The sequence below is a fragment of the Flectobacillus longus genome (assembly GCF_030056705.1).
GTDB classification, from domain to species: domain Bacteria; phylum Bacteroidota; class Bacteroidia; order Cytophagales; family Spirosomataceae; genus Flectobacillus; species Flectobacillus longus.
The window spans coordinates 205,192-220,124 of sequence record NZ_JASHIC010000009.1 but is presented as its reverse complement, the minus strand read 5'-3'; the positions used below and the strand labels follow the sequence as shown (position 1 = coordinate 220,124).

The 14,933-nt window shown below is 36.9% G+C and carries 18 protein-coding genes; 9 read left to right on the top strand and 9 right to left on the bottom strand.

Annotated features, from left to right (window positions below; all coding sequences use genetic code 11):
• Positions 1–131: 131 nt before the first annotated feature.
• Entirely contained in the window at positions 132–482 is a 351-nt protein-coding gene (locus tag QM491_RS08030) for a winged helix-turn-helix transcriptional regulator (RefSeq protein ID WP_283326989.1), read from the bottom strand.
• Between the two features lie 91 nt (positions 483–573).
• Between QM491_RS08030 and QM491_RS08025 the strand changes: the two genes are divergently transcribed.
• Positions 574–945, top strand: coding sequence for a DoxX family protein (locus QM491_RS08025; protein ID WP_283326988.1), 372 nt, complete (start codon positions 574–576; stop codon positions 943–945).
• A gap of 16 nt (positions 946–961) precedes the next feature.
• On the opposite strand, the gene QM491_RS08020 is transcribed toward QM491_RS08025, so the two are convergent.
• The 8 genes from QM491_RS08020 to QM491_RS07985 all read right to left on the bottom strand — a co-directional run bounded on the left by QM491_RS08020 (position 962) and on the right by QM491_RS07985 (position 5,615).
• Complete coding sequence (locus tag QM491_RS08020) at positions 962–1,699, bottom strand: NRDE family protein (protein ID WP_283326987.1); 738 nt, start codon at positions 1,697–1,699, stop codon at positions 962–964.
• Positions 1,700–1,734: 35 nt separating this feature from the next.
• Positions 1,735–2,241 (bottom strand): hypothetical protein, encoded by a 507-nt coding sequence (locus tag QM491_RS08015; RefSeq protein WP_283326986.1) that lies wholly within the window; start codon positions 2,239–2,241, stop codon positions 1,735–1,737.
• The gene (locus tag QM491_RS08010; RefSeq protein WP_283326985.1) at positions 2,238–2,732 is read right to left on the bottom strand and encodes a YceI family protein; all 495 of its coding nucleotides are present in this window, start codon (positions 2,730–2,732) and stop codon (positions 2,238–2,240) included. Before QM491_RS08010 ends, QM491_RS08015 begins: the two co-directional genes overlap by 4 nt.
• A gap of 49 nt (positions 2,733–2,781) precedes the next feature.
• Positions 2,782–3,498 carry a hypothetical protein gene (locus tag QM491_RS08005; protein WP_283326984.1) on the bottom strand — a complete coding sequence of 239 codons (717 nt, stop codon included), beginning with the start codon at positions 3,496–3,498 and terminating at the stop codon, positions 2,782–2,784.
• Between the two features lie 8 nt (positions 3,499–3,506).
• A complete protein-coding gene (locus QM491_RS08000; protein WP_283326983.1) occupies positions 3,507–3,962 on the bottom strand; it encodes a DM13 domain-containing protein in 456 nt (151 codons plus the stop codon).
• Positions 3,963–4,039: 77 nt separating this feature from the next.
• On the bottom strand, positions 4,040–4,735 hold the full coding sequence (locus tag QM491_RS07995; RefSeq protein ID WP_283326982.1) for a Crp/Fnr family transcriptional regulator: 696 nt from the start codon (positions 4,733–4,735) through the stop codon (positions 4,040–4,042).
• A 41-nt stretch (positions 4,736–4,776) separates the two neighbouring features.
• A complete protein-coding gene (locus QM491_RS07990; protein ID WP_283326981.1) occupies positions 4,777–5,160 on the bottom strand; it encodes a DoxX family membrane protein in 384 nt (127 codons plus the stop codon).
• A 5-nt stretch (positions 5,161–5,165) separates the two neighbouring features.
• Positions 5,166–5,615: a YHS domain-containing (seleno)protein gene (locus tag QM491_RS07985; protein WP_283326980.1), complete on the bottom strand. Its 450-nt coding sequence runs from the start codon at positions 5,613–5,615 to the stop codon at positions 5,166–5,168.
• 478 nt (positions 5,616–6,093) lie between these two features.
• Here QM491_RS07985 and QM491_RS07980 point away from each other — a divergent pair, with 478 nt between their 5' ends.
• From QM491_RS07980 to QM491_RS07945, 8 genes are all read left to right on the top strand, one after another.
• On the top strand, positions 6,094–7,095 hold the full coding sequence (locus QM491_RS07980; RefSeq protein ID WP_283326979.1) for a pectinesterase family protein: 1,002 nt from the start codon (positions 6,094–6,096) through the stop codon (positions 7,093–7,095).
• A gap of 128 nt (positions 7,096–7,223) precedes the next feature.
• Complete coding sequence (locus QM491_RS07975) at positions 7,224–8,861, top strand: glycoside hydrolase family 43 protein (protein ID WP_283326978.1); 1,638 nt, start codon at positions 7,224–7,226, stop codon at positions 8,859–8,861.
• Between the two features lie 75 nt (positions 8,862–8,936).
• On the top strand, positions 8,937–10,130 hold the full coding sequence (locus QM491_RS07970) for a glycoside hydrolase family 88/105 protein (RefSeq protein WP_283326977.1): 1,194 nt from the start codon (positions 8,937–8,939) through the stop codon (positions 10,128–10,130).
• Positions 10,131–10,157: 27 nt separating this feature from the next.
• Positions 10,158–11,135 (top strand): alpha/beta hydrolase, encoded by a 978-nt coding sequence (locus tag QM491_RS07965; protein ID WP_283326976.1) that lies wholly within the window; start codon positions 10,158–10,160, stop codon positions 11,133–11,135.
• Positions 11,136–11,155: 20 nt separating this feature from the next.
• Positions 11,156–12,076 carry an alpha/beta hydrolase gene (locus QM491_RS07960; RefSeq protein ID WP_283326975.1) on the top strand — a complete coding sequence of 307 codons (921 nt, stop codon included), beginning with the start codon at positions 11,156–11,158 and terminating at the stop codon, positions 12,074–12,076.
• A gap of 132 nt (positions 12,077–12,208) precedes the next feature.
• The gene (locus QM491_RS07955) at positions 12,209–12,793 is read left to right on the top strand and encodes a Crp/Fnr family transcriptional regulator (protein WP_283326974.1); all 585 of its coding nucleotides are present in this window, start codon (positions 12,209–12,211) and stop codon (positions 12,791–12,793) included.
• Positions 12,794–13,254: 461 nt separating this feature from the next.
• Positions 13,255–14,190 carry a ring-cleaving dioxygenase gene (locus QM491_RS07950; RefSeq protein ID WP_283326973.1) on the top strand — a complete coding sequence of 312 codons (936 nt, stop codon included), beginning with the start codon at positions 13,255–13,257 and terminating at the stop codon, positions 14,188–14,190.
• An 80-nt stretch (positions 14,191–14,270) separates the two neighbouring features.
• A complete protein-coding gene (locus QM491_RS07945; RefSeq protein WP_283326972.1) occupies positions 14,271–14,903 on the top strand; it encodes an alpha/beta hydrolase in 633 nt (210 codons plus the stop codon).
• The last annotated feature ends 30 nt before the right edge of the window (positions 14,904–14,933 follow it).

Genomic DNA, 14,933 nt, shown 5'->3' with positions numbered 1-14,933 from the left:
GACAAGCTTTCGCTATCGTCAAAAACAATACTGTGTTTCAGAATGATTTTCAGGCAAATAAAATTGCGCTCACAAAATAATATTTGCCTGAAAGTTTGATTTTTAATACAGTTCATCACTAAATTTAGGATTTACAACAACTCCATGACACGCTGACGGTGTTTAACACCCCATTGGTGCATGGACATGACTACTTCTGAAAGCGATTCGCTATATTCGGTCAAAGCATATTCTACTGTAACAGGTTTGGTATTACACACTGTTCTGGATACCAATCCATGACTTTCTAGTTCTTGTAACTCTTTCGATAAAATTCTAGGACTAATATGTATTTCCCGAGAGAGCTCATTAAACTTTCGAGGACCGTGCCTCAAGACTGAAATTAATACTAACTTCCATTTTCCTCCAACAACATCTAAGGTATCTTGAATGGCTAGTCTTGCTTGTTTACAAGATTTGGCGGTACGAATTTCTTCCATCATTTACTATTGTTTTTGATACTACTATCTATTTTGTAACTAATAACAAAAGTATAGTATATGGTTTTAATTTTGTAAAAAAATAAACAAAATTATGAATTCGACGATGAATAAAATTATTACTTGGGCACTTACGATTTTGGTAGCATTTGTTTTTACTGGAAGTGGATTATTCAAACTATTTGGTGGCGAAGGAACTGCCGAAATGGCCAAAACTTTGGGAGGACAAGCGCATCTTACCTTTCTTGGAATGTTAGAGTTAGTTATTGTTGTTCTCTGGTTTATTCCAAGAACAGGCGTTGTGGGCGCATTACTAGCCATGACTTATATGAGCGGAGCCATTGCTGTTCACTTTGTGAGTAATCAGCCTGTTGCTATTCCTGTAGCTATTGAGGTTTTGATTTGGATTGCAACAGCGGTAAGATTTCCTGAAGTAAAAAACCGTCTATTTAATACTGCTGCCTAAGCTTTGGTGGAGATAGTTATCTCCACCAAAATTTTTCTTCATGTTCCATAAAAACCCTATAATCATAAGTTTTTTCTTGAATCAAATCTTCATAATGAATCGTAAATTCATTTTTGGTAATGGTATATTGCGTTATAGAGACAGTTTTTAATAGATTTTCAAAATTGACTTTAAGATTGCTTTTTGCATGACCTTTTCCACCAAAATGATGAAAGTCTAATAAAGATTCTTTATTGGGTATTTCTTGTAAAAAATCTTTAAACCAATTCTCTCGTTGCTGAATTATTTCTGGCGAATAAAGGGTAACTGACGACCATATATGTGCTATATCTGCTTCTTTTTCTTGATACAAAATCTGCTCGCCAGTCCATCTGATTTCATGCAAAATTCGTTCTTTTTGACTTTCGATAATTACTAAAGTAAAGGGTTCAATTTCATTGAAATAATAGGTTTGAAGAAAAAATTGAACTGAATAATATTCAAAAAAATCTATAATGACTTTGCCACGACTTTGTCGATAAGGAGGTTGGGGGATATGTTTTTCAACGCCCCCATTCAGCAAACAAAGTGTAAAGTTTCCACAACTTCCAATCCAAGTTCCGTCTCCTTGTGGATCTTTCGGGAAAAATACATATTGCCCTCCAAGCTGATATTTTTTTGGTGGTACAGCCAAAACTCTTGAGACAGCCTCGTCTCTATTTGATGTCAATATAAATCCTTGATTTTCAGTCGGAATATAAGTCAGTACGCACATGAGTAATAAAGCAGAATATGAATGTAAAAAAATACTTATGCCGAAACACTTTCTCGATATTTAATGGTAGAATATGCTACGCCAAAGCTGTAAGGCAATGAAACCCCAGGGAAATTTTCTTGAATTCCAATGCGCACTAACGCAAAATGATGGATAGAATGCTCTATCAAATAAACCAACTCACGCTGGACATTGGAAATGACCATTTCTGGAATGATTTCATCGTAATAAGTCGCTATCAACATTAATTTTTGAGCATCAGATATTTCGAAAATTTGTGCCGAGATATTGTTCAAACAGGTGAGCGTATAGGCTAAGTCGTTTTCAATTTGCATGTCTCTTTTGCGAGCATCATAGTCAACAATCCCGCTTTCTAGCCCTTCGATTAAACATTGAAAAAACTCAACGGTATGACGTACATGTTGTCCCAAACTACTTCCATTAAAAACAGCTAAAGGCTTAGTGTACTGTGTTACATTTAAGCACGACAATACGTCTTCTAATTGTTTGATAATCTGTAGTGAAATGTCTTTGCTTCTCATAATGCTACTGTATTTAGGGTAACAAAAATTGTAACTGTATCGCCGAGCAAAGCACTTGATTCGCCGATGTCAAAATCGAGTCTGTTGATTTGAAAACTGGCTTTAAATTGCCCTGAGTTTGTGATTTTAATAAAACTAAATGGAATTTTGATACTCTTTGTCGTGCTTTTAATTGTCAAATCAAAACTTCCTATGTACTCATTTTCTTTAGTTCCATGCTCGATTTTGGTACTGGTAATTAATATTTTTGGAAATTTTTCTACCTCAAAATACTTAACCCCTTTGAGTGTTTTGTCTCGTAAGCCCAAACCTGTATCTATGGTTCGGGCTTCGAGACTAGCATTCATACTAGTTTTGGTTAATTGATTGGTGTCAAAATATATCGAACCACTAAAGCCCCCAATATTTCCTTCGGCTGTAGAGCCAAAAGCATGTTTGATTTTAAAAGTGATATAATTAGAAGCAACTTTCCAGTTTTGAGAAAGAGTCAAGTGGCTAAAAATCAGCAGTATTCCTGTAAAAATACTTTTATAATACAACTTATTTTTTATGACCAATTTGGTAAGATATTGCCAAAAATGGTTGCAAGGTTTTGTGTCTAAAGCGATCATTTTCAAAGGTTAGTAAACGGTCTGTTTTGTATTCTAAAAACTGAAAACTTAATCCTGTTCTCAAACTCCATTTTGAGTCCAAGTGATACGAAGCATATAGCTCTGAGTTTAAACTTCCTAAGTCGCTATCGCTAATCAAAAGCAGATTGAATACGCTTGGACTAGCTGATTGTATGCTATTGTTCAGAGATGATGATTCTGACGAAAGAAACTTACCCGTTTGCTTCCCACCAAAACTTATCCCAATCGCATCAATGTTAAAACCTACATCGAATCGTTTAAAACTGTATTGTAGTACAATTTTAGCATTCAACGAACCCAAAGAGGACTTTGATAATTGAAGCGTATCTATATTACTAACGAGGTCGTCGGAGAATAAGGCAAAAATGCTAGACTGTCCCGAGGTTAAACGAGCAGGTGCTGTTCTGTAATTTTTTTCTCCACTAAAAAAACCATTGGCTCGCAAGCCCCATCCAATTTTAAATCTTTTACTTTGTCCTAAGCCATAGAGTTTTTGATAGGAAAGTGAAGGTGCAAATGACTGACCAAAGGCAATCGATAAGTCAATATTTTCCTCTGTTTTGGCATATTGTCCAAAGGTTGTTATTGTGTATAAGGTCAATAACAGTGTGAATATTTTTTTCATAAGTTATTTTATTTGAGTTCAGCAACGCCAAAAAGTACCGAAAAGCTTTTGCACCATATTAAAACATGGTTTCTTTTCCTAAAATCTGTATCATTCGGAATGTCATATACGACATTTCCATGTTGAACTTTATCGGAAATTTGAATAAAATTGGTCACCGCCCGATCTTCCGCTAAATAAATTCTTAGGTCGGGACCAGCGTCGGTTCTAAAATTTTCGAGTACTAAGGCATAACTCTTCTGGGCTGAGTCAGCATAAATTTTAGCAATACCAGTAGTTTGATGAACAGCATTTTGAAAGCTACCCATGGCAATTAACTTCTTGTCCGAAGTGTAGCTTTTTGTGCCAATACTATCAAGTGTTTTTGGTACTACAATTGGATTATTTGTTATAGGAGCAATGTCTTGGGTACACGAAATCAACCCACCTCCAACACATAGCCAGAGGATTATCTGTTTTATCATAACTGATATTGAAAAATCTAAGGTTAACTTTATGAATCGTAATAGGCTAATTTAAAGTCGATGACTTAATCATTCATTTACTTTGTATTTACGCTTTTATGAGGCAAATCTATTTTTTTTAGAATAATCTCGTTTCTCGAATAATCCAAAACACCTTTATCCTTAAACTCATTAAATAATTGCGTAACAGTCTGACGTGTACTACAAATTAAACTAGCAATATCTTGATGTGTAAGATAATTATGAAGAACAATATCCTCATTTTGTTGTGTACCTTCTTTGGACGCCCATTCGTTCATAAAACTCATAAATCGAGTACGAACATCCTTGAACATCAAATTGGTATATCTATTTTGTAACCTTTTAAATCTAAAACCTATCCATTTTGTATAAGATAGCCCTAATTGAGGATTTTGCTCAAGGAGCTTTTCAAAATCATCCATCTTAAAACTACAGCAAATCACATTGTCTGATACCGCTACTGCATATTCGTCGCTATCGGATTCGGTTAGTGTAAACTCACCAAATATGTCGCCTTTCTGAATAATGTCCTTGACAATTTCATTTCCCTTGTCGTCAACCTCAACGATTTTTAGTGTTCCTTTTTTCAAGAAATATACCCTTACAGCTTCGTCATGCGAGAATAGGATGATTTCGCCCTTCTTTGCAGTTTTGAAGTTGGTAATCATGCAAATTGATTTTAATTCAGAAGAAGAAAGCACGCTAAAAAGTCTGTGGTCTCTTAAATACCAATATTTTGTGTCTAAATTCATAGGTATTTTGGGGATTGATGATTCCCAAATATACAAAATTGCTAAAGTATTGTATAAATAAATACTTTGAGAGCATCACGTCTTTGATAGAGAGTATAAGCACAACCAATAAGGGTAGCAAGAGCCATAAAAAATAGCTGTCCACCGTCGTCCATCACTTCAATACCCAATATAAACAGATGCGTAAAAATAGCACCAATCATAAGTCCAATACCTAAGATGGCACCCCAAATAGCTTGCCGATTAAACAATAATAAGAGTGAGGCAAACAGTTCTAATACTCCAGTAGCAATACGCCCCCATGGTTCTAATCCAACACTACTAAAGATATATACACTTTCGGGAGCCGCCGAAAACTTAAAGAATAAGGTCTGGAGCATGATAATAGCAGGAATTATCCTAGCCAAGAGATTCAAAGTTTTCATAAAGATTACTTAAAAATTTTGTTCCAATTTGTGTCTGCCTGTTTTTTCAACTTTACTTCCTCTTTTTTCCAATCGTCTAAAGTATTTGAGAAAAAATTCTTGTAGAACAAGAATAATTTTCCTTCATAAATACGATAGTTTTCTGGGTCTACTTCAACTTTTTCGCCTTTAGCTCCCATCGCATAAGCGCACCATCCTCCGTAAGCAGGTTCATATTTTTCAGGAGTTTTTTTGAAGTTTTCCAAATTATTAGGATTAGCAAATCGGTAATTAATGCCTTCATAATTGTAGGTCAAATTTGCTTTTCCTTTTAAAGGCTTATTTGAAAAATAGCTAACAGGATCATAGCCGCTGATGGCTGTATTTTTTTCAAGTAAAAAATGTTTTTGTCTGGTATTCTGTGCGTTAACTACGAATGAAAATAGTAGCAAAGCTATACATAATATGTTTTTCATTTGTTCTCTCTGTTTGTTTATGATACAAAGTTGAACAAAAGCCCAGAAGCTATTTGTCGGCTAGGTGACAAAGAAGAGATGAATTTGAGAATAGTTAAAATAAAAAAGGAGATGATTGCGATAATCACCTCCTTGTATAAACTATAATTTTATATTCAAAAACTCAATACAAAACATTTCATGGCAACGTTGCCGGCAACGATTGCGTAAAAAAATCAAAAACATTATTTGTGTGCACCAAACTTATATCTGAATTTCGAATTGTAAACCTATTTATAATTACAAAAAAACTTGTAATTCTTCCATAGCATTTTCTATTTCTCCAAAAAAATAGAGGTACGCATTAGGTCAATTTGTATTCCTCAAAATTCTACTTAATCAGATGATTATTTGTGGGTTATTTATAGCCTATTCAAAGAATAAAATATCATTTCCAGCTAGTTGAGATGGAATTATGTATTTAATATTTTCCTAAAAAATGAAAAAAAGTCTTATTTCAATGTTATTGTTTTTTTTGAGTTTATCGGTGGCGATAGCTCAAAAAACTACGACTTATCCGACTAAATTTACGGTTGCCTTAGACGGCTCGGGTGACTTCAAAAGTATCCAAGAGGCGATTATGGCTTTTCGAGATCATTCGCAACAACGAGTGATCCTGTTTATTAAAAATGGTACTTATCACGAAAAAGTGACCATTCCAGCCAATAAACCCAACCTACATCTTATCGGTGAAAGTCGCGAAGGGGTGGTAATTACCAATGGTGACTATTCTGGTAAAACCTATTCCAACGGGCAAAAAGATGCTGTAGGCAAAACGCAGTTTAGCACCTATAATTCGTACACACTTTTGGTTGATGCGCCTGACATTATTCTTGAAAACCTCACGATAGTTAACAGTGCTGGAAGAGTAGGGCAGGCAGTAGCGTTGCATGTGGAAGGAGATAGATTTGTTTGTAAAAATTGCACTCTCTTGGGAAATCAAGACACGCTTTATGCTGCCAGAGAGGGCACTCGCCAGTATTATGTCAATTGTCAAATTGAAGGAACTACCGATTATTTGTTTGGCAAAGCTATCGTTGTTTTTCAGTCATGTATCCTAAAAAGCCTTTCAGATTCTTACATCACGGCAGCAGCGACACCTGATTATCAGCCTTATGGATTTGTATTTTTTGACTGTAAACTCACAGCTGACTCCACTGCCAAAAAAGTATTTTTAGGTCGTCCGTGGCGACCAGCTTGTAAAACAGTTTTTATTCGTACTGAAATGGGTAGTCATATTTTGCCTATTGGTTGGAATAATTGGGGGAATCCAGCAAATGAAAAAACAGTATTATATGCCGAATATCAATCTACGGGCGAAGGTGCAAACCCTACCAAAAGAGCTACTTGGAGTCGTCAGTTGAGTAAAAAAGAACTACGAAATTATACATTGGAAAAGATTTTTGGTACAAAAGAACAAATTACAAACTGGTGGAACTGAGGTAAGTGATGATTTTGAAGTGGTGAGTTTGGGGTGTTTGGCTACTGTGTGATTACAGTTGAACTCTGTTATAAAGCCACTAATTCATAACTCTTACCCCTTTACATTTTCCTCATAATTAGACATTTATGAAATCATTTGGCAAATTATTAACTCTCTGTGCATTAGGGTTTTCATTAGGTACATTGGCACAAAATAGCCCAACAATTTCTAAAGTTTGGGTTTCAGATTTAGGTAATGGACAGTACAAAAACCCTGTCCTCGATGCCGACTATTCTGATCCAGATGCTTGTCGTGTGGGTAATGATTTTTATATGATAGCATCCAGTTTCGATGCAGTTCCTGGTTTACCTATTCTACATTCAAAAGACTTGGTCAACTGGACTATCATTGGTCATGCGCTAAAGCGTCAACCTCCTTTTGAACATTTTTCAAAAACTCAACATGGCAATGGCGTTTGGGCTCCTGCGATTCGCTATCATGCTGGGGAGTTTTGGATTTATTATCCTGACCCTGATTTTGGTATTTATTTGACCAAAGCTAAAAATCCTACTGGCCCTTGGTCTGAGCCTATTTTGGTGGAAGAAGGCAAAGGCTTAATAGACCCTTGTCCTCTTTGGGATACTGACGGACAAGTTTATTTGGCTCATGGTTGGGCTGGTAGTCGTGCAGGAATTAAAAGCGTCTTGACTATCAAGAAGATGAATGCCGAAGGTACCAAAGTTGTTGACGAAGGTAAAATTGTATTTGACGGTCATGAAACTGACCCGACTGTTGAAGGACCAAAGTTTTATAAGCGTAACGGTTATTACTACATTTTTGCCCCTGCTGGAGGCGTTTCTACTGGCTGGCAATTGGTGCTTCGTTCCAAAAGTGTATATGGTCCTTACGAAAGAAAAGTGGTCATGAATCAAGGAAATAGCCCTGTCAATGGTCCTCACCAAGGAGCGTGGGTAGATACACCAACGGGAGAAGATTGGTTTTTACATTTTCAAGACAAAGACGTATATGGTCGTGTGGTACATTTGCAACCCATGAAGTGGGTAAAAGATTGGCCAGTCATTGGCAATGACCCCGATGGTGATGGCATCGGCGAACCAGTGATGACTTATCGTAAACCGAATGTAGGTAAAACGTATCCAATTATTACACCTGCCGAATCGGATGAGTTTGAGGGCAATACTCTTGGTTTACAGTGGCAATGGCAGGCAAATCCGAAAGGAATTTGGCATAGTTTGACCAACAAAGGAAGCCTGCGATTGTACTCCCAAAAAGTCCCTGATAATGCTAAAAACAACTGGGAAGTACCTAATATTTTACTACAAAAATTTCCAACTGAGAAATTTACGGCTACAACTAAGTTAACCTTTACACCTAATCAAAAGCTTGAAAATGAGAAGGTAGGATTAATTATTTTAGGAAAAAGTTACGCACATATTGGACTGAAAAGTAAAGGTAAAGAGGGGATCTTTTTAATTTATGGAGAATCTCAAAAGGCATCTGAAGGTAAGCCCGAAGTTGAAACTATAACAGAGAATCCTATCCCTGCTAATACGCCAGTTTATTTAAGAGTTAAGGTTTTAGATAAAGCCCATTGTCAATTTAGCTATAGTCTTGATGGACAAACTTTTAAAAATATAGGAGAACCATTTCAAGCAGTCGTTGGACATTGGATTGGCGCTAAAATCGGCTTATTCTGTACAAGAAACACACAAATCAACGACTCAGGTTACGCCGATGTAGATTGGTTTAGAATTGAGAAATAGGCACTAGTTATCAGGGATAAGGCATTAGTTAAAAACTGATGCCTCATCCCTCCTTGCCTCAACCCTATATTTCCTATGCAACGAAGAACACTTTTACAGATGGCCTTGGCGTATTCTGGTACATCGGTATTGTACCCAGCCTTGGCACAAGATAAATCAAAAACAGCTTGGTCGGTTCGTATGGCCGATTCAGATATAAAACGAAACCCTGAGGCTTGGATGCTAGACTTTGCCAAAAAGCCTTTTTGGGGCTATTGTCAAGGATTAGTTTGTCTTTCACTACAAGAACTTTGGGAATACAATGGCGACATCAAGTACTATGAATATGTCAAAAAATATGCTGATGATTTGATTTTGGCTGATGGCACGATTACCACTTATGATAAAGAAAAGTACAATATCGATGCTGTAAACTCAGGAAAAATCTTATTTGCCATTTATGAAAAAACAAAGGAAGCGAAGTATAAAAAAGCATTAGATACTTTGCGAGATCAAATGCGTTCGCATCCTCGAACCACTGAAGGAGGTTTTTGGCACAAAAAACACTATCCACATCAAATGTGGCTTGATGGACTTTATATGGCAACCCCTTTTCTGGCTCAATATGCCAAAGTTTTTCAAGAACCTACGCTTTTTGATGATGTTGCCAAGCAAATTCTACTGATTGATCAACACAATAAGAATCAAGTCACTGGTTTGTATAGCCATGGTTGGGATGAAAGTAAACAAGAAAAATGGGCTGATAAAGAAACAGGAAAATCTGCTCATACATGGGGGCGTGGTATGGGATGGTATGCCATGACCTTGGTAGATACATTAGAATTTTTCCCAAAAAACCACCCTCAGTATAAAGCTATTTTAGCCATAACTCATCAAGTAGCTAAGACTTTACAAAAATATCAAGACACTTCAACTGGACTTTGGTATCAGGTGATGGACGTAGGAGCAAAGGAGGGCAATTACGTAGAAGCATCGGCTTCGACGATGTTTGTCTATACTCTTATGAAAGGAATACGTTTGGGGGCAATTGACAAAAAGTATTTAACCACAGCCCAAAAAGGCTACCAAGGTATTCTGAAACATTTTATTAAAGAACAACCCGATGGAGGAATCACCCTTGCTGAGACTTGTGCAGGAGCTGGTTTAGGAGGCAATCCGTATCGCGATGGAACTTATGAATATTACTGTAAAGAAGCCAAAAGAGATAATGATCCTAAAGCTGTTGGTCCATTTATTCTATTAGCTATTGAGTTTGAGAAAAGAAGTTAGTTTGAATTGACTATAAAACATAATGCAATGAAAATCAAATCATTACTTGCATTTATATTGGCATTTTCTGGTAAAATGTCAATAGCACAATACAAGCCAATTCCAAGAGATACTACTTATAATGTCAAGAAAGTGCATAGCCAAATCAAGAGAGATTACCCCTATGCAATTCCTGTGCCCGACCAAACACCAGCAAATGTGACTGAGGCAAGGGACTTGATTTATGCGCATTTACCACAAACTCCTTTTGGTCCAAGAGATTTACATCTGGATATTTTTAGACCCAAAAAGAAAGGAAAATACCCTGCGTTATTGATGATTCATGGTGGGGGATGGCGTTCTGGAGAAAAATCTATGCAAGTTCCTTTGGCACAATTAATTGCCAATAAAGGATTTGTGACCATTCCTGTTGAATACCAATTATCGCTCGAAGCACCTTACCCTGCTGCTGTCCACAATATCAAAGCCGCTATTCGTTGGGTAAAAGCTCATGCGCAAGAATTTGATATTGACACTACCAAAATGGCGATTTCAGGTTGTTCGGCTGGTGGACATTTGGCATCACTGGTAGGATTAACGGGTGGTGTACCTCGATTTGAAGGCACAATGGGAAATCATTTGGGGATATCAAGCAAGCTTCAGGCAATCGTAGATATTGATGGTGTAATTAATTTTTTGGCGCCATCGTCCCTCAATCTTGAGCGCAAAAGTGATTCTCCAGACGCAGCTTGGTTGGGAGGTGTATTTGCAGAAAAACCTTTAATCTGGAAAGAAGCATCACCTGCGTACTGGATTACTGAAAAGTCTGTTCCGATGTTGTTCTTGAATAGTGGCTATTCTCGTTTTCATGCAGGACAAGATGAACTAATTGGTCAATATAAAGAGTGGGGTATTTACCAAGAAGTTCATCAGTTCAATGTGAAGGTACATCCATTTTGGTTATTTCATCCTTGGGCCGACGAAACGGCACTTTATATGGCTGATTTCTTGAAAAAAGTACTTTAACATTTCTAATTTTTATTCTGATGAAAATCTCAAAGGCTTTACTGTATTCATTTCTCTGTTTGGCATCAAGCCAAACGTTATTAGCTCAAGAGTTTATTCCTTTATGGGAAAAAGGTAAAATGCCCAATTCCAAAGGCTTAAGTATCAAAGACAGCATCGCTAATGAACGGGTATATCGTGTTGGTACTCCAGGGATGTATGCTTTTTTTCCGTCAAATCAAGAAAATAAAGGCGCTGCTGTTGTGATTTGTCCCGGAGGTGGATATGAGCGTTTGGCTTATGTTATCTCAGGATTTCAGTTGGCAAAATGGTTTAATACCTTGGGTATTTCAGCTTTTGTGCTCAATTACCGCTTACCTAATAGTCCCGATTTAATCAACCGAGAGATTGGACCTTTGCAAGATGCCCAGCGAGCCCTCAAATATATTCGTAGTAACGCTAGCAAATGGGGAATCAAACCCGATAAAGTAGGTATTCAGGGCTCGTCGGCAGGAGGACATTTGGCTAGTTTGGCAGGAGTAAGTACAAAAGATATTGCTTCAGTTGGCGATTCGCTCGACAAATTTTCAGCACATCCCGACTTTATGATTTTGGTTTCACCCGTTGTGGATTTGGATAAATATGCTCATAAAGGCAGTAGAAAAAACCTTTTAGGCGAAAATCCCTCGCAGGAATTAGTAAAACAATACTCAATTCAGCATCAGGTAACGCCAAAAACTTGTCCTGCTTTTATCGTTTGTGCTTTTAATGACAACGCCGTTGATGCACATAATAGCTTGATGCTGTATCAGTCTCTTTTAGAAAACAAAGTAAGTAGCGCATTACATATTTTTCCACAAGGAGCGCACGCTATTGCACTAAGAAATAACCCTGGTTCGACAGAAATATGGACAGAGATTTGTGAAAAATGGCTTTCTGAAATAGGAATTCTGGTGCGGTAATTCTTAGCTACAAAATTCTTTTATGCGTTTTTAGGCGGATTTATCCGCCTTTTTTTATTTCAAAAATCTTTAAGATGTACTTTTGTGTATTACTTAACTTATCTCTTCAAGCCATATTGATCCAAAACTTTTATGAAAAATATATTTAAAGAATACTTACAAAAGTATATTCCCATTACCGACGAACAATTCGACCAGCTTTCTTCAGAATTGACTATCAAACACGTTAAGAAAAATACGATTCTCATCGAGCAAGATACCATTGATGATTCTACATTTTTTGTCTGTAATGGCTTGATTCGTGCTTATACCATCGACCATCAAGGCAAAGAGCATGCAATATTTTTTGCGCCAGAACATTGGTGGGTCAACGATAAGAATAGCTTTTACTTTTGTGAACCTTCCTTATTTTATGTAGAAACCTTAGAGGATACAGACTTGGTACAGATTTCTCGAAAATTCTATGATAAAGCGGCCATTTTGATTCCAGAGTTTGCCCCTTGGCAAACCAAAATTTTACATAATTCCATCAGATTTATGCAAAAGCGCATCAATCTATTACTAGCAGCACAAGCCGAAACTCGCTATCTGGACTTTATTAAAATGTACCCTAACCTCGTTCACCGTATTCCACAAACCATGATTGCCTCTTATTTAGGCATCACACCCGAATCTCTAAGTCGAGTTAGAAAAGTATTGGCAACTAAGGGAATTTGAAAATTTGGTAATTTGAAGATTTGAAAATGGATTATTGAACTAGTAATAGGTATTCTATAGCCACGAAAAAGAGCGCCGTAGGTGCGAAAGATTTCAATATAATTGTTATTCTTTCGCACCTACGGCGCTCTAAATTTTATTTCCATATTTATTCTACCAAACTATCGCTCCTACGGAGCTTTTATCACTGATAATAATAAAAATTTTGTTGTGAAAACATATTCAAATTCATCGTCTACGAGAATTTTCAGTAGATATTTACTTTGCCTTTGTAACTTAAATTTTGAGGGCAACCTATTTTAGGCAAGGACAAAGGACAACTCCAAACTCATCACTCCAAACTCAAAACTCTTAAGATTCCCCTCTTCCTTCATTACTTATCATACATCAATGCACAGCCCTGAATAAGCTAGTAATTTTGACTCATCAAACAACAACAATTACTAAACGACTTATTCATTATGGAATCATACATCAAAGGCATGCACCATGTAACAGCTATCGCAGGTGATGCAAAACGCAATCTACATTTTTATACAGAAGTATTAGGATTACGTCTTATCAAAAAGACTGTCAACTTCGATGACCCTCATACTTATCATTTTTACTTTGCCAATGCCAACGCAGATTTAGGCTCAGTATTGACATTTTTCCCTTGGGGTGATCGAGTAAAAAGAGGTCTTAAAGGAGCAGGTATGGCGACAGAAGTAAGCTATTCTGTACCAAAAGGAAGTTTAGATTTTTGGGTAAAAAGATTGGACGACAACAATATCTTTTACAGCAAACCTACTGTGAAATTTGGTGAAAGATATATTGCTTTTCTTGACCCAGATGGTTTGAAAATAGAATTGATTGAAACAGATATTCCTCAGGATACTTTGCCAGAAGTGTATAGCGTAAAACCTGAATATGCGCTTAATAGCATTTATGCTGTAACGCTTACTCTCAACAACATAGCACCAACCGCTTCTATTTTGACAGATGTTTTTGGTTATGAATTTGAGAAAAAAGAAGGTAATCGTACCCGTTATACCATGACAAAAGATGGCTTGACTTCTAAAGTTGACTTGGTTGAATTACCAAACGAATCGAGAGGCATAGTGGCTGGCGGTATCATTCACCACGTAGCTTTTAGAGTAAGTAACGATACCGATTTAATGAAAATGCGTGAGAAAATTGTAGCCTTAGGCTTGAATATCACCGAGCAAATAGATCGCCAATATTTCCACTCTTTGTATTTCAGAGAACCAGGAGGTGTTTTATTCGAAATAGCAACTGATAACCCAGGTTTTGACATCGATGAGGATGAATCAGAATTAGGACAGCATTTGATGTTGCCTTCAAGATATGAAGCTCAACGTGAACGTATCGAAAAAGCATTGCCAGTATTAGCATAAGGATTTGGACTATGGGCTTTTGAGCAAAGGGTTTTGCAGAAAAGCCCATAGTTTATTCTAACATTTAAACACGATTTATCATGGACTTTCAACCCTTAAAATATATTCTTGAGTTGTCAAAAAAACCTAATGCTCCCGTGCTTGTCCTCTTGCACGGAACGGGTGGCGACGAACAAGATTTAATACCTTTGGCAAAGGATATAACCAAAGATTTTCATTTATTAAGTTTAAGAGGAAATGTGAATGAGGGAGGTATGCCTCGTTTTTTCAGAAGAATCAGAATGGGAGTTTTTGATGAAAAAGATTTGGCTTTTCGTACTGACGAAATGAAGGTGTTTATAGAAAAAGTCTTGCAAGAAAACCATTTAGAAAATGCCAAGATTATCGCTGTAGGCTATTCAAATGGTGCCAATATTGCAGGAGCAACACTCCTAAAATATCCAAACTTCTTGGCTGGGGCTATCTTGTTTAGACCCATGTTGCCTTTTCAAGCACCTGAGTTAAGTGAAAAAGCACAGCAAGTCCCAGTATTTTTCTCGAATGGGAAAAACGACCCAACTGTTCCGCCCAAGGATACCACTACTTATCTGGAAATCTTAAAAGAACAAGGGTTTGAAGTGGAACATCATGCTTTGCCAACTAGCCATAATTTGACATACAATGATGTTGAACTAGCTAAAATATGGTTGGAAAAGTATTTCCCAATCAACTAGATAGCAAAATTTTAGGCGTTGCAATGCAAC